Below are 17,808 nucleotides of genomic sequence, written 5' to 3'. Positions count from 1 at the left end.
ATAAGATAATGTCCTAAGCTAGAATTATCTATTTCCCTAATTTAAAATATGTCAATTTGATCATTAGAAAATGAATAATTATCAAATTAAACAACTAATTAATCGTTACAAACCATCAATCAAAAAAAGTAAAACAATCAGCAATAAAGATAAAATCAAATTAGAAACGTCAACCCAATAATTATCTAATTACCAAATTGACACATTCTCTAATTATCTCATTGCCCCATTATCTAATTAAAGAAAAATGAATCAAGATTATATAAAACCAGACAATTGGTCCATCATAGAAGAAGGATTTGACGCAGAAAGAGTAAAATCGTCTGAAAGTCTTTTCAGTATTGGAAACGGTGCTATGGGACAACGTGCCAATTTTGAAGAAACTTATTCCGGTAAAACGTTTCAAGGAAGTTATATCGCCGGAATTTATTACCCTGACAAAACCAAAGTAGGCTGGTGGAAAAACGGCTATCCAAAATATTTTGCGAAAGTTTTAAATGCTCCTAACTGGATTGGAATTGATATTGAAATCAACGAAGAAAACTTTGATTTGAATAAATGCACTCAGGTTAAAAATTTCCGCAGAGAATTGAATATGAAAGAAGGTTGGTACAATCGCTCTTTTGAAGCTACTCTAAAAAACGGAACTGAAATTGCCGTAAATGTGCGTCGTTTTCTTTCTTTAGATTTTGATGAAACAGGCTTGATCAAATACGAAATCACACCGTTGAATAAAGATGCCAAAATTGTTTACAAACCTTATGTTGATGCCGGTGTTACCAATGAAGATGCCAACTGGGAAGAAAAATTCTGGGAGCCATTAGAAGTAAAAAAAGCAGCTAATGAAGCTTTTGTAACAGCACAAACTTTTAAAACGCATTTTAAAGTGACCACTTTTATGCACAACACGATTTTTGCAAACGGCGAAAACGTCAACATTTCTGCTTCTACAATAGATTCTACTTCAGACAAAGTACAGTTTCATTATGGGACGATTATTGCAAAAGGACAAACCTCAGCGATACAAAAAATTGGCGGCTATACCGTTTCTTTAAACCATGAAAATACTTTGGCTGCAGCCGAAAAATGCATCAAAAAAGCATTGAATTTAGGATACGATCAATTACTTCAAAATCAAATTAAGGCTTGGAGCAAAATCTGGGAAATGTCGGATATTACGATTGATGGCGATGTAAAAGCACAGCAGGGAATTCGTTTCAACATCTTTCAATTAAATCAAACCTATTTAGGAAAAGATTCACGATTGAATATTGGCCCAAAAGGTTTTACCGGAGAAAAATACGGAGGCTCTACTTATTGGGATACCGAGGCCTATTGCATCCCGTTTTACATGGCTACCAAAGATCAGCAGGTTGCGCGCAATTTATTGACATACCGTTTCAATCAGTTGGACAAAGCAATTGAGAATGCCAAAGACAATTTAGGTTTCAAAAACGGAGCAGCTTTGTACCCGATGGTAACCATGAATGGCGAAGAATGTCATAACGAATGGGAAATTACGCACGAAGAAATTCATAGAAATGGCGCCATTGCTTTTGCCATTTTTAATTATCATCGTTTTACGGGAGATTACTCGTATATTCCTGAGAAAGGTTTAGAAGTTTTAATCGGAATTGCCCGTTTTTGGCACCAAAGAGCTTCTTTTTCTAAAGAAAAAAACCAATACGTGATTTTGGGAGTTACAGGCCCAAATGAATACGAAAACAACATCAATAATAATTTCTACACCAATTATATCGCAAAATGGTGTATCGATTATACCGCAGAACAAATTAAAAAAGTCGCTGCCGAGTATCCTGCAGATCACAAACGTGTGCTGGAAAAAGTAGTGCTTTCGGGAGCCGAAATTCAGGAATGGAAAAAAGTGGCCGATAATATGTACTTCCCTACTTCTAAAGAATTGGGTATTTATTTGCAGCAAGACGGTTTCTTGGACAAAGATTTGGTTCCCGTAAAAGATTTAGATCGCTCGCAACGACCAATCAATCAAAAATGGTCTTGGGATCGCGTTTTACGTTCTCCCTACATCAAACAAGCCGATGTTTTGCAGTGTTTTTATTTTTTTGAAGATCACTTTTCTAAAGAAGAATTACAGCGTAATTTTGAGTTTTACGAATCGTTTACTGTTCATGAAAGTTCGCTTTCGCCTTGCGTGCATTCGATTCAGGCTGCCGTATTAGACAAAATGGATATGGCGTATACTTTTTATTTAAGAACATCTCGTTTAGATCTGGACGATTACAATAAAGAAGTAGAAGAAGGCTGTCACATCACCTCAATGGCGGGAACCTGGATGAGTATTGTAGAAGGTTTTGGAGGCATGCGTGTTAAAAATGACCAACTTCATTTTTCGCCAAAAATTCCAAAAGAGTGGAAAGGTTATTCGTTTAAAATTAATTTCAGAAATCAAATTCTAAAAGTATCTGTTCAGCATAATGAAACTACTTTTACAGTTGATGGCGACCAGGACTTAGCGATCAACGTAAACGGAAAAACAATAATGGCTACTCCATTAGCCACAGCATAAACAAAAGTGAATCACTTTTAAAAACTATCAAAATGAAAAAATTATTTTTTACAAGCTTAATTTTATTCGCCTTCAGCACTTTAGCAGAAGCGCAACAATTAAAATCACCCGAAGGAAAATTTGTTATGGAATTTTCGCTTCAAAATGACGGAACACCAACTTACAGTTTAAAATACAAAAACAAAGAAGTTGTAAAAACCAGTAAATTAGGACTTGAACTTAAAAATGATAAAAAATCACTTTTGAATGATTTTGCCATTGCAGATACCAAAACATCTACTTTTGACGAAACCTGGAAACCAGTTTGGGGCGAAGTCGATGCTATTAGAAATCATTACAATGAATTGGCCGTTACTTTAGACCAAAAAAGTACCGACAGACAAATCGTGATTCGTTTTCGCTTATTTGATGATGGACTTGGATTTAGATATGAATTTCCAACTCAAAAAAACCTAACCTATTTTGTAATTAAAGAAGAAAGAACACAATTTGCTATGACGGGCGACCACACAGCATTCTGGATTCCGGGCGATTATGACACTCAGGAATATGATTACACTAAATCTAAATTATCGGAAATAAGAGGATTATCTGAGAAAGCTTATACAGCAAATGTTTCTCAAAAATCTTTTTCAAATACAGGCGTTCAGACTTCGTTAATGCTAAAAACCAATGACGGAATCTATATCAATTTACACGAAGCTGCTTTGATTGATTATTCTTGTATGCACCTGAATTTGGATGATAAAAACATGATTTTCGAATCTTGGTTAACACCAGATGCAAAAGGCGACAAAGGGTATATGCAGGCACCAAGCCACTCTCCTTGGAGAACAATTATGGTAAGTGATGATGCTCGTGATATTTTGGCTTCAAAAATGACTTTGAACTTAAACGAGCCTTCAAAAATTGAGGATACATCTTGGATAAAACCCGTAAAATATGTGGGTGTTTGGTGGGAAATGATTACCGGAAAAAGTTCTTGGTCGTACACAAACGATTTTCCAACCGTACAATTGGGAGTTACCGATTTCTCGAAAGCAAAACCAAACGGAACGCATGGTGCCAACAATGCCAACGTAAAAAAATACATCGATTTTGCTGCTAAAAATGGTTTTGACGCCGTTTTGGTCGAAGGTTGGAACGAAGGTTGGGAAGATTGGTTTGGTCATACCAAAGATTATGTATTTGACTTTGTGACGCCTTATCCAGATTTTGATGTAAAAGGTTTGCACGAATATGCAAAATCTAAAGGTATAAAAATCATAATGCACCACGAAACTTCGGGTTCTGTTCGTAACTACGAGCGCCACATGGATAAAGCCTACCAATTCATGAAAGACAACGGATACGATGCTGTAAAAAGCGGCTACGTTGGCGATATCTTGCCTCGCGGCGAAAATCATTATGACCAATGGATTGTAAACCACTACCAATATGCTATTGAAAAAGCTGCCGATTATAAAATCATGGTCAACGCTCACGAAGCAGTTCGCCCAACAGGAATTTGCAGAACCTATCCTAACTTAATTGGGAATGAAGCAGCAAGAGGAACAGAATATCAATCTTTTGGAGGATCTAAACCCAACCACGTTACTGTATTGCCATTTACACGCTTAATTGGTGGCCCAATGGATTATACTCCTGGGATTTTTGAAATGGATTTAACTAAAATGAATCCAGACAACAAATCGCATGTAAACAGTACGCTTGCCAACCAATTGGCTTTATATGTTACTATGTACAGCCCATTGCAAATGGCAGCCGATACTCCAGAGAACTACAACCGTTTTCCAGATGCTTTTCAATTCATAAAAGATGTGGCGATAGATTGGTCAGAAAGCAAATATATAGAAGCAGAACCAGGTGATTTTATTACGGTTGCCCGAAAAGCAAAAGGAACAAACAATTGGTTTGTTGGAAATGTAAACGGAGACAATTCCCGTACCTCAAATATCGATTTCAGTTTCCTTGAAAAAGGCAAAAAATACACCGCAACCCTTTATGTCGATGCAAAAGATGCGCATTACAAAACCAATCCGCAAGCGTATACCATCAAAAAAATGGTTGTAACCAATACATCAAAACTATCGCAGTTTTCTGCTCCGGGCGGAGGTTATGCGATTAGTATTATTGAAAATAAATAGTTTTTTAAGAGACAGGCGATTTTCCCCGAGATTGCTTGTCTTTTTTTTAACTGATATAGTAACCTGCAAGGTTTCCAAAACCTTGTAGGTTTTATAATCTACACAATCTATACCTATAAGATTTTGGAAACCTTACAGGAAACTAAAACTATAAATTATGAGACTTCAAACAAACCATTTTTTCAATAAATTAATTTTACTGATACTTTTGTTTTCCGCTTCCACAAAAGCGCAAATACAAAAAGTAGAACCGCCATTTTGGTACGCAGGAATGAAAAATCCTGAACTGCAAATCATGTTCTACGGAAAAAACATTGCCCAATACGAAGCTTCGGTATCTAATAATATCGTGATAAAAAACGTAGAGAAGACCGAAAACCCCAACTATCTTTTTATTACAATCGACACACAAAACCTAAAGGCTTCTGAAATGGTTTTCTCTTTCAAAAGCAAAAACAAAGTCGCTTTTACGCAAAAATATTCCCTTAAAGAAAGAAGATCCAATTCGGCCGAAAGAAAAAGTTACGATGCATCAGATGTAATGTACTTAATCATGCCGGATCGGTTTGCCAATGGAAATCCTAAAAATGACAGCGACGCTTCTTTAGCAGAAAAAGGAAATCGCGCATTACCGGGCGGTCGTCACGGCGGAGACATCGAAGGGATTATCAAAAACCTAGATTATATTGCTTCTTTGGGAGCAACCACTATCTGGAGTACTCCGTTATGCGAAGACAATGACAAAGAATACTCGTACCACACCTACGGACAATCTGATGTTTACAAAATCGATTCTCGCTACGGAACCAATGAAGACTACCTACGTTTATCGGCAGAAATGCATAAAAAAGACCTAAAACTGGTAATGGATTATGTGACCAATCACTGGGGAATTACCCACTGGATGATCAAAGATTTGCCAACAAAATCGTGGATCAATCAATTCGAAAATTATACCCAAACACATCACAGACGTGAAGTAATTACCGATATTCACGCATCAAAATTAGATCAGGAAGTTTGTGTTGACGGATGGTTTGTTCCTTCTATGCCCGATCTGAATTTAAGAAATCCTTTGGTGGCAAAATACTTAACTCAAAACGCTATTTGGTGGATTGAATACGCAGATTTAGATGGTTTTAGAGTAGATACTTATAATTATTCTGATGCTAATGCGATGGCAAATTGGGCAAAAGCAATTACTACAGAATATCCAAATTTTAATATTGTTGGAGAAATCTGGATGCACAATCAGGCGAATTTAGCCTACTGGCAAAAAGACAGCAAAATTGGGGCTATTGAAAACTACAATTCGAATTTACCAAGCGTCATGGATTTTACTTTACAGGATCAGATTGGTTCTGCATTTAATGAGGATAATGCTACCTGGGATAACGGAATGATTAAATTTTACAATAATTTTACTTTAGATTATTTATATCCAAATCCGAACAATATTTTGGTTTTTGCAGAAAATCACGATACAAACCGCATCAACGATGTATATAAATATGATTTTACAAAATACAAATTGGTCATGACTTTACTGGCGACAGTTCGTGGAATTCCACAGGTGTATTACGGCTCAGAAATTGGTATGGGCGGCGATAAAAGTAAAGGAGATGCAGGCATTCGTCAAGATTTTCCCGGCGGATGGAATAGCGACAAAAACAATGCTTTTACCAAAGAAGGGAGAACCGCAGAACAGGCCCAATATTTCGATTTTACGGCCAAATTATTCAACTGGAGAAAAACCAATGAAGCGGTTCATTTCGGGAAAATGACGCATTATATTCCGGAAAACAATATCTATGTTTATTTTAGATATACTGATGCAAAAACGGTAATGGTTGTTTTTAATAACAATTCGACAGAACAAACGATCAAAACCAATCGTTTTAAAGAAAATTGTAAAAACTTCAAATCTGGAAAGGATGCTCTAACCGGAAAAACATTTGATATTTCATCTGAAATTAAGTTAGAGCCAAAATCGGCTTTAGTTTTAGAATTGGAATAAAAACCCATAATCCCCGCAGAAACGCACAGCAGTGTGTCTTCTCAGCAGAGTTTGCCACAGATTAAAGATAGTAACACAGATTTTCAAAAATCTTTTTTAATACTTTAATCTGTGGCTATTATTTTTTTAAAGCTGTAAAGTTAAGAAACATTCGTTTTCTTTCTTTGCGCCTTTGTACCTTTGTATTTTAAAGATCATTAAAAAATGAATACATTTTTAAAAATTGCCCATCGCGGTGCCAAAGGTTACGAACCCGAAAACACCTTAAAAGCTTTTCAGAAAGCTTTAGATTTAAATGCTGACGGAGTAGAACTTGATGTTCATTTAAGTGCTGACGGGCATCTAATGGTGTTTCACGACGAAACCATCGATAGAATGACCAACGGAAAAGGTCTTGTAAATGCATTATCTTTGTCTGAATTGAAATCGTTTTTGATTGACGGTCAATATGAAATTCCGACTTTAAATGAAGTTCTTGATCTGGTCAATAAAAAAGGCATGATCAATATCGAATTAAAGAATTTTGAAACTTCAGAAAAAGTTGTCGCTTTAATCGAAGACTATATTGTAGAAAAAAATTGGAATTACGAGCATTTTATTGTCTCAAGTTTTGATTGGAATGCGCTTCAGAAAGTACATGATCTAAATTCAAAAATACAAATTGGCGTCTTAACCGAAGACGATCTGGATTTGGCTTTGGCTTTCGCCGAAAACATCCAGGCAAAAGCAATTCATCCGGATTATCTATTATTAAATTCAGAGAATGTCAAAAAAATGCAAGACAAAGGATTTCTGGTTTTACCTTGGACAGTAAACACGGAAGAAGAAATTCGAAAAATAAAAAGCTACAACGTAGACGGAATAATTTCTGATTTTCCAGATAAATTATAATAAAAAAAATAGCTTTAGATTTCACAGATTAATACAGATTTTTTAGTCTTTTAAAATTGTAAAATCTGTTCTAAAAAATAACATGATAAAAAATTTCGATATCATCATTGTAGGCGGAGGCGCCGCAGGTTTTTTTACGGCGATTAATATTGCTGAGAAAAATTCAAAACTAAAAATTGCCATTTTAGAAAGAGGAAAAGAAGTGCTTTCTAAAGTGCGCATTTCTGGTGGCGGAAGATGCAACGTAACACACGCTTGTTTTGAACCCAACGAACTGGTAAAATTTTATCCACGTGGCGAAAAAGAACTACGCGGACCTTTTCATCAATTCTGTTCTGGTGATACTATAGAATGGTTTGAAAAACATGGCGTTGCACTCAAAATTGAAGATGATGGCAGAATGTTTCCCGTTTCTAATTCTTCTCAAACTATTATCGATTGTTTTATCGAAGCAACCCATAAATTAGGCATAAAAGTATTAACGGGACAAAGTGTTCAATCGATTTTTAAAGCCGAAAATCATTGGAAAATTGATACTCAGGATACCAATTATGCTACAGAAAAATTAGTTTTGGCCACGGGAAGCAATCCTAAAATCTGGGAAATGCTGCAAACACAAGGGCATGCGATTGTAAATCCCGTTCCTTCCCTATTTACGTTTAATATCAAAGATTCCCGCATTAAAGAATTGCCAGGCGTTGCAGCTCAAGTGACAGTAAACGTAAAAGACACCAAACTCGAATCTACAGGACCATTGCTAATCACCCATTGGGGAATGAGTGGTCCAGCTATTTTAAAGCTTTCGGCTTGGGGAGCACGAGTTTTGCACGATAAAAATTATCAGTTTACCATTTTTGTGAATTGGCTAAACGATGTCGATACCAAGGATGCCGAAAAAATCCTAAAAGATTTAAAACAGGAACATGCCAAAAAAGCTGTTTCTAAAAAATCTCCTTTCGAATTCCCAAATCGTTTGTGGGAAAGTTTAGTTGTCGCTTCGGGAATAGAACACGAAACCAAATGGGCCGATTTGTCTAGAAATCAATTGCAAAATTTAGCTTCGCAACTCACCAAAGCACAGTTTCAAGTCAACGGAAAAAGTACTTTTAAAGAAGAATTTGTTACGGCTGGTGGAATAGATTTAAAAGAAATCAATTTTAAAACCATGGAAAGCAAATTGCATAAAAATCTTTATTTTGCTGGAGAAATCATGAATATTGACGCTATCACAGGAGGTTTCAATTTCCAAAATGCCTGGACAAGTGGCTTTATTGTGGCGGATAATATTTAGAATTCTCAGAACTTATTTTATTGAAATTCAGAGCTTAATAAAAAAACTGTTTTTATAGCAATGCTTAAATCAGTAAATTATTGTTTAAACAGTAATATCAAATTAACAAGAATTTACAGGTTTGATAAGTTTTCATTAAGACTATTCTAATAATTTTACTTTCAAATAAATACTATTAGATGAGAGTAAAATTACTTACTACAATTTCTTTATTTACCTATCAAATTGGATTATCGCAGACAGAAAAATTACTCCACGGAAAAGTTATTTCTGGGATTCTAAAACTCAAGAACGTCGAGGTCATCAATAAAACTGCTAAAACCAGCACTCGAACAGATGATTTAGGAGAATTTTCGATCTTGGTAAATAATAAAGATAGTTTGATTTTTTTCTCCAAAGATTATTTTTTTAAACGATTGCAAATTACCCCTGAAGACATAAAAACCAATAATCTTGTTGTAAATATGGTTTTAAAACCCGAGGAATTGAATGAAGTTGTCATTACTACTATAAAATTTGAGTCTGTAAAATTCGATCAATCGGCAATTAATCAGATCGATATAGATAAAAGAGCCGCGAATCTGACTCGGTTTATTCCGGGTTATAAAGACGGAACTATTCCAAACGGAATGTCCTTATCAATACCCATTGGCCAGCGAAAAAAGCCCAAAAAAAATGAATTTGAATTTGAATTTAAGAAACTCATCGCAAAAACCTGTCCGCCAGATTTTTTCTCTAAAGATTTAAAAATCAATACCGAAGAAAAGGATTTATTTATTGAATTCTGTGATGCCGACCCAAAGTCTAAAAAACTTTTAGAAAATAGCAATATCCTGTCTACAATGGATTTTTTATATGCCAAAAACGAGCAATTCAAAAAACTGCAAACGACTGAAAAAAATTAGACCAGAAAAAATCTATCTGTTTAGCCACCAAATGCTTGCATTCAAAATCATTGCAAAACTCACCCAAGCCAAATACGGAACAAGCAAATAACCACCTATTTTATTGATTTTGATGAATTTTAAATACGTTTCATAAATCATCAACCACAAAAGTGCAATTTCGATCAAAGCCAACATTGGATTTTTTAATCCGAAGAACAAATACGACCAAACAGCATTTAGAACCAACTGAATTAGAAAGAAACCTAAAGCTTTTTTTACGGCTTCGTTTTGTTCCTTTATTCTATCCCAAACCAACCCTGCGGCGATTCCCATTAAAACAAAAAGTAAGGTCCAGACGGGAGCAAAAATCCAGTTGGGCGGGTTAAAACTAGGTTTCACGATCGTTGGATACCATGTTTCAACCCCAGCTCTTGTAACTTGCGAAGACGAATATCCAACTGCCAAGCAAAGGATTACGCCTATTATGATTCGAATTATTTTGTTCATTTTTTATCTTTTTGAGTTATAAAGATAAACATTTTTACAACCTGTAAAAAGTGTAAAAGGTATAAACCAAAAAAAGTATCTTTGTCTAAATTTTTATTGAATGTTTACAACAACAGATTTTATTCCAAAAAAATATACGGGCTCAATTGAGAACGGAAACTTCGAATGGAGCGCTCCAAGCAACATTGCATTAGTAAAATATTGGGGAAAAAAAAACGACCAGATTCCGGCCAATCCTTCGGTGAGTTTTACACTAAATAATTGTAAAACGATTACCAAATTGGCTTTTGAAAAAAGATCAAATCAAAAGGTTTTTTCTTTTGATTTACTTTTTGAAGGAAAACCAAAAGAAGATTTTAAACCCAAAATTCAAAAATTCTTAGAAAGAGTCGAAGTTTATTTGCCTTTTTTAAAAGAATATCATTTTACGATTGATACTCAAAACACCTTTCCGCACAGTTCGGGCATTGCTTCTTCTGCATCTGGAATGGCAGCTTTGGCAATGAACTTTATGAATCTGGAAAAAGTTTTAAACCCAGAAATGACTGATGAATATTTTTATAAAAAAGCCTCTTTTCTAGCTCGTTTAGGTTCCGGAAGCGCATGCCGAAGCATCAAAGGAAATGTTGTCGTTTGGGGAAATCAAGAGAATATAAAAGACAGTTCGGATTTGTTTGGAGTTGAATTTCCGTATACAATTCACGAAAATTTCAAGAATTATCAAGATACCATTTTGTTGGTTGATAAAGGCGAGAAACAAGTTTCAAGCACCGTTGGGCACGATTTGATGCACGATCATCCTTATGCCGAAAGACGTTTTGCGCAGGCACATGAAAATCTGGATCAGCTTATTGGTATTTTTGAAAACGGAGATTTAGACGCATTTATAAAAGTAGTTGAAAGTGAAGCCTTGACATTGCACGCAATGATGATGACTTCTATGCCCTATTTTATTTTGATGAAACCAAACACATTGCAGATCATCAATGGTATTTGGAAATTTAGAAAAGAAACACAAATTCCGGTTTGTTTTACACTTGATGCTGGTGCAAATGTGCATGTTTTGTATCCTAAAAACGCTAAAGAAAAAGTACTGCAATTTATTCAGGCCGAATTAGTTGCATTTTGCCAGAATGGTCAGTACATTTGTGACGAAATTGGAGATGGTGCTATTGCATTGTAATTTTACGTATCTTTAATAAAAATTTAGGTTATGGACATTCAATTAGAAAAACTCGAGTTGATAAAGATGTTAGCTGAAACGCAAGATCCAGCGATAATTAAGTCTATTAGGAAGATTTTTAAGAAACAGAAAAAAGATTGGTGGGATGAATTGACTCAACAACAAAAAGAGGAAATTGAGCTTGGAATTAAGCAAGTTGAAAGAGGAGAAGTTGTAAGTTACGAATCGATCTTAGAAAGACACCACTACGTTGAGAAAAGTTAAATTTACTTTGAAAGCGGAAGAATCTTTCGAAATGATTTTAATTTATTTAGAAGATAATTGGTCAGAAAAAATAAAAAATAATTTTTTAAAAATATCTCATAATTCAATTTCAACCATTCTTCTGCATCCTGAAAGTTTTCCGTGCAGCGAAAGAAATAAAACAGTTAGAAAATGTGTTGTGACCAAACAAACGACGTTTTACTATGTTTTTAATGATAAAGAAATAACGATTATCTCTGTTTTTGACACACGACAAGACCCAAATAATATAAAGAAAGACATTAAATAAATATGAAAGGACCATTATTTTACTCAAAAATATTACTTTTTGGAGAATACGGAATCATCCGTGACTCAAAAGGACTTTCTATTCCTTATAATTTTTACAATGGTGCTCTAAAGAAAGACGAAAATCCTTCTGCAGAAGCTATTGCATCCAATGCAAGTTTAAAAAGATTTGCAATTTACCTTGAAAAGCTACAATCTGAACAATCTGATTTGGTTGCTTTTGATTTGGTGACTTTAAAAAACGATGTTGAAACAGGGATGTATTTTGACTCGAGTATTCCACAAGGATATGGAGTTGGCAGTAGTGGCGCATTGGTTGCTGCTATTTACGACAAGTATGCTGTTGATAAAATCACCGTTTTAGAGAATTTAACTCGTGAGAAATTGTTGCAACTCAAAACTATTTTCTCTCAAATGGAGAGTTTTTTCCACGGAAAAAGTTCTGGTTTAGATCCTTTAAACAGCTATTTAAGCATTCCAATTTTAATTAATTCTAAAGACAATATTGAAGCAACCGGTATTCCGACTCAGAGTTTTGACGGAAAAGGTGCTGTGTTTTTATTAGATTCCGGAATTGTAGGCGAAACGGCTCCGATGGTCAACATTTTTATGGAAAACCTGAAAGACAAAGGTTTCCGTGCGATGCTTAAAAACCAGTTTGTAAAATATACTGATGCCTGCGTAGAGAACTTTTTACATGGCGACATGAAGTCTCTATTTACCAATACCAAAAAACTTTCAAAAGTAGTTCTGAATAATTTTAAACCGATGATCCCTGAGCAATTTCACGGAATTTGGCAAAACGGAATCGACACCAACGATTATTACCTAAAACTTTGCGGTTCTGGCGGTGGTGGTTACATACTTGGTTTTACAGAAGATTTAGAACGTGCCAAAATGTCCTTGAAAGACTACAAATTAGAAGTGGTTTATCAGTTCTAAAAAGGATTCAAAAAATCTTTTTTTACGTTTCTGTCGTTATTTTATTTTTATTGAAAAAAATAATTGGATAACAATTAACGTTTAAGTGAAAGTCTGGGAAAATAATCCTAATTATTTATTGCTTTTTTTTAATGCTCTTAGGTTCTCTATGATTCTATGGAAAAAAGTTTGAAGCATATTTAGGAATTATGATCTGATTGTAAAGTCATGTTAAAAAAATTGCTTTTGATATATTTTAAAATAAATAACTTTTAAATTTCGGCACACTAATTATAATCACGATCAAAAAATGTTAAGCAGACAGCACAAACTTTTAGTAATGAAAATTGTTAGTTTGTTCTCTGTGGTAAGAGGCTACAACATTCCGATTATTGTACTGGCACAGTATTTATCTGCTATTTTTATACTGGCTCCAGAAAAAAGAGCATTGGATATTTTACTGGATTTTAATTTATTTTTGATTGTTTTTGCATCAGCAATTACGATTGCTTCGGGTTATATTATCAATAATTTTTACGACAGTCAGAAGGACTTAATCAACAGGCCCAATAAGTCGATGTTGGACAGATTGGTGAGCCAAAAAACAAAACTTTCGGTTTATTTTACCTTAAATTTTATCGCGGCTCTCATGGCACTGATTGTTTCTTGGCGTGCTTTTTTATTCTTTTCTGCTTATATTTTCCTGATATGGTTTTACTCGCATAAAATAAAAAAACATGTTATTATAGGCAATTTGACTGCTTCTTTGCTTGCGGTTGTTCCTTTTTTTGCCATTTTGCTATATTTTTACAATAAAATTTCGTTTGAAGAAATCGAAAATCACAGAAGTCATTTTGCGGTGATTTCTGCGCATGCTGTTTTCTTATTTCTTTTATTGTTGATTCGCGAAATGATAAAAGATTTAGAGAATCTAAAAGGCGATTTAGTAAATAATTACAAAACGATTCCGATTTTATATGGTGAGGCCGTTTCTAAACAAATGATTACTTTCTTGACGATTCTTACGACCTTTCCTGTATATGTTTTGATTAACATTTATGATGTGGGTTTTATGGATCTCTACTTTTATATTTGTTTTACTGTAATGATTTTTTTCTTGTTATATCTATGGAAATCAAACTCTAAGAGGCAATACTTAGTGCTTCACAACGTCTTGAAATTCTTAATTGTTTCGGGTGTTTTTTGTATTGTTTTGATTAATCCTAGTGTTTTGTGGCATGGTAAAAACTTGCTTTTAAAGTAAAAAAACAAATCAATTTTAACATATTTTTCTTTGAACAATGTTTAAAAAAAGCCAAATGCTGTTCTCTAGCCCCGATTGACGAGGAAATCCTTTTGTGTTTGCCGATGGCGATCGGCAAACACAAAAGATTGGAACAAAAGCGGGATAATTGCCTGAAAAAAAGCCTTATGTTGGGCTGCTAAAACACTAATAAATTGTAGCTATTAATCTAAGAACAATCAACTTAAGATTATTTGGGAAGAATAAACTATCTTTGCACAAATTACAGAATTTATGAACAATAAGGAAGGCAATAATAAGGGAGGTAGCTCTAGGCCAAATAGCTCTAGATCAAACTCTAACAAGCCAAAACCTGCCATGCAAAAGCGTGCTCAAGGGCCGAAAAAAGTGAAGCCAGCTGTGAAAGCAGCAGAAGAGGAAGCAGCACAAAAACTAAAAAAACAGAATCAGGCTCCAAAAAGACAAAAAGCTGCAGACGAGATTCGTTTGAACAAATTCATCTCAAATTCAGGGGTTTGCTCGCGTCGTGATGCCGATATATACATTCAGTCAGGAAACGTAAAAGTAAATGGCGTTCCGGTTACTGAAATGGGTTATTTAGTAAAACTTACCGATGTTATTAATTTTGATGGTGCTATTTTGACTCCGGAAAAGAAAGAATACATCTTGTTGAACAAACCTAAAAACTTTACCACAGCGCTTGATGAAGGTCAGGAGTTTCGTAATGTTTTAGAACTAGTTCGTGGTTCTACGACTTCAAAAATTGCTCCGATTGGCAGAATGGATAAAAACACTACTGGATTGTTGTTGTTTACAAACGATACCGATATGATTCGTAAATTTACTTTACCGAGTCAAAAATCTTCAAAAATTTATCAGGTTTCGTTAGATAAAAACTTAAAATTTGAGGATTTAGAAAAAATCAGCAAAGGTTTGGTTCTTGACGGACACCGCGTATTTGTTGAAGAAGTAAGCTATATTGATGGTGAAGCTAAGAGCGAAGTAGGTCTTAAATTGCGTTCATCAAACGTAAAAGTTGTTCGTGCTATCTTTGAACATTTTGATTATGATGTTCTGCGTATCGACCGTGTATCATTTGCTGGTTTGACCAAAAAGAACTTACCGAGAGGCAATTGGAGATTCTTAACAGAGCAAGAAATTATCAATTTGAAAAACGTTTAATACCGTTTGAAATTCGACATAGGAATCCTGTTTTACTTTGTAAAGCGGGATTTTTTTATTGCTATGAAAATCTAAAAACTAAAAGAAATTATGTCCAAAAAGAGTAAAAAGCGATCTTCCTAAATTGGCTTGATTTTTTTCTTCAACTGATTCGTAACAAGAAAATCCAAGTATAATTTTGATACCAGGAGGAATACTGTTGAGAATATCTCTTTTTTGATCTTCTAAAAGTAATTTTAAACTAGATAATAATTGAAGATTATTTTTGAGATAAGAAGTTACCAATAAGGCAGAAAAATTAAGTACTTCACGTGCTGTTTCGCTTTTAATGCCGACTTCGTTTGAAATCATTTCGGAAATTCTTCCTTTTTTGTTGGTAAAAGTTTGTTTTAGAATTGGATTCCCTTCCATTGCATAACAATCATCGACTGATAAAATTCTGCCGGCTTCAAAATCAACCTCTGAATAAAATCTGGAATTATCAACTTTTTCTATTATTTCATCAAAAAAAGTAGCATCATCAATCTTATTATACATTCCCATCAAAATAGTTCCAAGTGAAACATCGATAGCTTTGATGAGTAAAGCATCATTTTCAAAATAAAATTTATTCAATTTTGATACAACATTAGAAGAAATAAAACGTCTAAGTTCAATTTGTAGGTTGGGAGTCATAATTTTATTGTTTTTGGTTATTTTAAAATTATTCTAAATAATCGACAAAACGGGGTTTTTTGACGATTATCCGTATAAAAATATAAAATAAATTAACAATCCCAAAAAAATAGTTAAATATTTTACACTGAATTTTAACATTATTTTGTTCTAAAATTAGCGCAAACCAACAAACATAACCCTTTTAAAATCAAATGGAAGGAAAAAAAAATTTAACATTTTTTGTATAAAATAAGAAAAAGCTTAAAAGTGTGATATACATTTAAAATAATAGGATTCTGTTTTGCCACACAATGGTAAGAAAAACACCTAAAAAAACGATACAGAACAAAAAATTGACAAATCCGGAAGCTAAAAAGCCCAACAAAGAACCGGTTGCTGCTTTTAGCGCACGACGATGATCTTTAGCATCAAAAATTAATTCGCCGACTAAAGCCCCCACAAACGGACCAATGATAACTCCAAAAGGTATCGGAGCAATAATTCCGATTATCAAACCAATATTTGTACCCCAAACACCATAAGAACTACCTCCAAAACGCTTTGTGCCCTGAGCTGGGATAACATAATCAAGAATCGTAATGACTACCATAATTACAAAGGTAATACCCAAAACCCAATAATTATTTTTTACGGCATCTGTTAAATACAGCAACAATAAACCTATCCAACAAGAGGATAATCCCGGTAAAACGGGTAGAAAGCTACCCAAAATTCCAACAATGATGCAGATAAAACCTAGTGTTAATAAAAGTAAATCCATAACTATTTTTTTTGTAAATTTGTCCTTACAAATCACCCACAATGTCGAGATATGCAAAGGATCAAGCTGTTTTTTATTTTTCTCTCGCTGGCAATCGTTATTGCGGTTTGTAATCTTGCATACGGTCAAGCCAAAAAATTATCAGCAGACGATAAACTTATCCAAGATAGTATTTATAAAGTAAATAAAGAAAAGGTCATGGATTTTTCTATGAAAGATTTTGAAGAACTTTTTCTGAATTATTTTCACAAGAGAAATGACACAAAGAATGTATTGACAAAGACTGATTTCTATACTTATACGGTACAAATTTCAATGTATTACGATCGTTTGGCAATCTTATATCCGGGACAAAAGCAAGTAGTCGAAGAAAACAAAGAACGCTGGCTCGAAAAAAGCTACGAAGATTATTTGCAATACAAAGAATCCCAAAAAAAATAATCGTATTTTTATACCATAAATTAGTCCAATACAACGTCAGAATCTTGAAGCATTTTTCTCTTTTTTTAGCCTTTTTACTGTTTAATTCTTGTCAATATTTTGAGAAGCAGGTTCCTTCTGAAAAAGAATTACTTCAAAAAGAATTAAAATCCATTAACTGGAAAGAAGTAGATGAATACCCATCGGTAGTAGATTGCGAAAAAATCGGTAATAAACAAAAACGCAGAGAATGTTTTTTTGAAATTATGGCACAGCTTATTCAAGAAAAATTAGACATTGATTCTTTATCTATTTTATATCCCGAACTGGATACAATAGAGGTAAAAGTAACTGTATTTCCGGATGCGACGATGAAATTTGAACCCCAATTTTCTAAGGATTCTGTAGCATATGACACAATAAAAATTGATAGTATTTTACACGCTCGTCTGGTTGATTTTCCAAAAGTAAATCCTGCTATCAAACGTGGAATCCCAGTCAAAACACAATTTATTTTACCTGTAATTCTAAAAGCGAAAGAATAACAATAATTTTAGACT

17 protein-coding genes are annotated in these 17,808 nt (G+C 34.1%); 14 read left to right on the top strand and 3 right to left on the bottom strand.

The features are described from left to right. Positions 1-247: 247 nt before the first annotated feature. The 6 genes from J3495_RS15870 to J3495_RS15845 all read left to right on the top strand — a co-directional run bounded on the left by J3495_RS15870 (position 248) and on the right by J3495_RS15845 (position 9,799). Positions 248-2,548: a glycoside hydrolase family 65 protein gene (locus J3495_RS15870; RefSeq protein WP_210667521.1), complete on the top strand. Its 2,301-nt coding sequence runs from the start codon at positions 248-250 to the stop codon at positions 2,546-2,548. A 32-nt stretch (positions 2,549-2,580) separates the two neighbouring features. Beyond that, positions 2,581-4,695, top strand: coding sequence for a glycoside hydrolase family 97 protein (locus J3495_RS15865; RefSeq protein WP_210667520.1), 2,115 nt, complete (start codon positions 2,581-2,583; stop codon positions 4,693-4,695). A 157-nt stretch (positions 4,696-4,852) separates the two neighbouring features. Next, on the top strand, positions 4,853-6,712 hold the full coding sequence (locus J3495_RS15860; protein WP_210667519.1) for a glycoside hydrolase family 13 protein: 1,860 nt from the start codon (positions 4,853-4,855) through the stop codon (positions 6,710-6,712). A 204-nt stretch (positions 6,713-6,916) separates the two neighbouring features. Further along, positions 6,917-7,603 (top strand): glycerophosphodiester phosphodiesterase, encoded by a 687-nt coding sequence (locus J3495_RS15855; RefSeq protein ID WP_210667518.1) that lies wholly within the window; start codon positions 6,917-6,919, stop codon positions 7,601-7,603. Between the two features lie 82 nt (positions 7,604-7,685). Beyond that, the gene (locus J3495_RS15850; protein ID WP_210667517.1) at positions 7,686-8,894 is read left to right on the top strand and encodes a BaiN/RdsA family NAD(P)/FAD-dependent oxidoreductase; all 1,209 of its coding nucleotides are present in this window, start codon (positions 7,686-7,688) and stop codon (positions 8,892-8,894) included. A gap of 179 nt (positions 8,895-9,073) precedes the next feature. Continuing rightward, positions 9,074-9,799 (top strand): hypothetical protein, encoded by a 726-nt coding sequence (locus J3495_RS15845; protein WP_210667516.1) that lies wholly within the window; start codon positions 9,074-9,076, stop codon positions 9,797-9,799. A gap of 12 nt (positions 9,800-9,811) precedes the next feature. On the opposite strand, the gene J3495_RS15840 is transcribed toward J3495_RS15845, so the two are convergent. Then, a complete protein-coding gene (locus tag J3495_RS15840) occupies positions 9,812-10,288 on the bottom strand; it encodes a TspO/MBR family protein (protein WP_210667515.1) in 477 nt (158 codons plus the stop codon). A 100-nt stretch (positions 10,289-10,388) separates the two neighbouring features. Between J3495_RS15840 and J3495_RS15835 the strand changes: the two genes are divergently transcribed. The 6 genes from J3495_RS15835 to J3495_RS15810 all read left to right on the top strand — a co-directional run bounded on the left by J3495_RS15835 (position 10,389) and on the right by J3495_RS15810 (position 15,390). Further along, complete coding sequence (locus J3495_RS15835) at positions 10,389-11,471, top strand: diphosphomevalonate/mevalonate 3,5-bisphosphate decarboxylase family protein (RefSeq protein WP_210667514.1); 1,083 nt, start codon at positions 10,389-10,391, stop codon at positions 11,469-11,471. Between the two features lie 30 nt (positions 11,472-11,501). Next, positions 11,502-11,735 (top strand): hypothetical protein, encoded by a 234-nt coding sequence (locus tag J3495_RS15830; RefSeq protein ID WP_210667513.1) that lies wholly within the window; start codon positions 11,502-11,504, stop codon positions 11,733-11,735. A 7-nt stretch (positions 11,736-11,742) separates the two neighbouring features. Further along, positions 11,743-12,024, top strand: coding sequence for a type II toxin-antitoxin system RelE/ParE family toxin (locus J3495_RS15825; protein WP_236025486.1), 282 nt, complete (start codon positions 11,743-11,745; stop codon positions 12,022-12,024). A 2-nt stretch (positions 12,025-12,026) separates the two neighbouring features. Next, positions 12,027-12,965, top strand: a complete 939-nt coding sequence (locus tag J3495_RS15820) for a mevalonate kinase family protein (protein ID WP_210667512.1) — start codon at positions 12,027-12,029, stop codon at positions 12,963-12,965. Between the two features lie 289 nt (positions 12,966-13,254). Further along, entirely contained in the window at positions 13,255-14,208 is a 954-nt protein-coding gene (locus J3495_RS15815; RefSeq protein ID WP_210667511.1) for a geranylgeranylglycerol-phosphate geranylgeranyltransferase, read from the top strand. Positions 14,209-14,481: 273 nt separating this feature from the next. Beyond that, positions 14,482-15,390: a pseudouridine synthase gene (locus tag J3495_RS15810; RefSeq protein ID WP_210667510.1), complete on the top strand. Its 909-nt coding sequence runs from the start codon at positions 14,482-14,484 to the stop codon at positions 15,388-15,390. Between the two features lie 78 nt (positions 15,391-15,468). Here the strand turns inward: J3495_RS15810 and J3495_RS15805 are convergent, their stop codons facing one another. Both J3495_RS15805 and J3495_RS15800 read right to left on the bottom strand, forming a co-directional pair. Then, the gene (locus J3495_RS15805; RefSeq protein WP_210667509.1) at positions 15,469-16,065 is read right to left on the bottom strand and encodes a DUF937 domain-containing protein; all 597 of its coding nucleotides are present in this window, start codon (positions 16,063-16,065) and stop codon (positions 15,469-15,471) included. A 262-nt stretch (positions 16,066-16,327) separates the two neighbouring features. Beyond that, positions 16,328-16,828, bottom strand: coding sequence for a DUF456 domain-containing protein (locus J3495_RS15800; RefSeq protein ID WP_210667508.1), 501 nt, complete (start codon positions 16,826-16,828; stop codon positions 16,328-16,330). 51 nt (positions 16,829-16,879) lie between these two features. Between J3495_RS15800 and J3495_RS15795 the strand changes: the two genes are divergently transcribed. Continuing rightward, positions 16,880-17,269 (top strand): hypothetical protein, encoded by a 390-nt coding sequence (locus J3495_RS15795; RefSeq protein ID WP_210667507.1) that lies wholly within the window; start codon positions 16,880-16,882, stop codon positions 17,267-17,269. A gap of 44 nt (positions 17,270-17,313) precedes the next feature. Then, complete coding sequence (locus J3495_RS15790; protein WP_210667506.1) at positions 17,314-17,793, top strand: hypothetical protein; 480 nt, start codon at positions 17,314-17,316, stop codon at positions 17,791-17,793. Positions 17,794-17,808 lie beyond the last annotated feature (15 nt).

The sequence above is a fragment of the Flavobacterium geliluteum genome, from assembly GCF_017948595.1.
GTDB lineage: Bacteria > Bacteroidota > Bacteroidia > Flavobacteriales > Flavobacteriaceae > Flavobacterium > Flavobacterium flavipigmentatum.
The sequence above is the reverse complement of the archived record's forward strand: the minus strand, read 5'-3'. Positions and strand labels throughout refer to the sequence as shown.

What these genes read in the sequence shown, in the direction of transcription:
- J3495_RS15870 (WP_210667521.1), top strand. Translation starts at nt 248, where the DNA reads ATGAATCAAGATTATATAAAACCAGACAATTGGTCCATCATAGAAGAA.
- J3495_RS15865 (WP_210667520.1), top strand. Translation starts at nt 2,581, where the DNA reads ATGAAAAAATTATTTTTTACAAGCTTAATTTTATTCGCCTTCAGCACT.
- J3495_RS15860 (WP_210667519.1), top strand. Translation starts at nt 4,853, where the DNA reads ATGAGACTTCAAACAAACCATTTTTTCAATAAATTAATTTTACTGATA.
- J3495_RS15855 (WP_210667518.1), top strand. Translation starts at nt 6,917, where the DNA reads ATGAATACATTTTTAAAAATTGCCCATCGCGGTGCCAAAGGTTACGAA.
- J3495_RS15850 (WP_210667517.1), top strand. Translation starts at nt 7,686, where the DNA reads ATGATAAAAAATTTCGATATCATCATTGTAGGCGGAGGCGCCGCAGGT.
- J3495_RS15845 (WP_210667516.1), top strand. Translation starts at nt 9,074, where the DNA reads ATGAGAGTAAAATTACTTACTACAATTTCTTTATTTACCTATCAAATT.
- J3495_RS15840 (WP_210667515.1), bottom strand. Translation starts at nt 10,288, where the DNA reads ATGAACAAAATAATTCGAATCATAATAGGCGTAATCCTTTGCTTGGCA.
- J3495_RS15835 (WP_210667514.1), top strand. Translation starts at nt 10,389, where the DNA reads ATGTTTACAACAACAGATTTTATTCCAAAAAAATATACGGGCTCAATT.
- J3495_RS15830 (WP_210667513.1), top strand. Translation starts at nt 11,502, where the DNA reads ATGGACATTCAATTAGAAAAACTCGAGTTGATAAAGATGTTAGCTGAA.
- J3495_RS15820 (WP_210667512.1), top strand. Translation starts at nt 12,027, where the DNA reads ATGAAAGGACCATTATTTTACTCAAAAATATTACTTTTTGGAGAATAC.
- J3495_RS15815 (WP_210667511.1), top strand. Translation starts at nt 13,255, where the DNA reads ATGTTAAGCAGACAGCACAAACTTTTAGTAATGAAAATTGTTAGTTTG.
- J3495_RS15810 (WP_210667510.1), top strand. Translation starts at nt 14,482, where the DNA reads ATGAACAATAAGGAAGGCAATAATAAGGGAGGTAGCTCTAGGCCAAAT.
- J3495_RS15805 (WP_210667509.1), bottom strand. Translation starts at nt 16,065, where the DNA reads ATGACTCCCAACCTACAAATTGAACTTAGACGTTTTATTTCTTCTAAT.
- J3495_RS15800 (WP_210667508.1), bottom strand. Translation starts at nt 16,828, where the DNA reads ATGGATTTACTTTTATTAACACTAGGTTTTATCTGCATCATTGTTGGA.
- J3495_RS15795 (WP_210667507.1), top strand. Translation starts at nt 16,880, where the DNA reads ATGCAAAGGATCAAGCTGTTTTTTATTTTTCTCTCGCTGGCAATCGTT.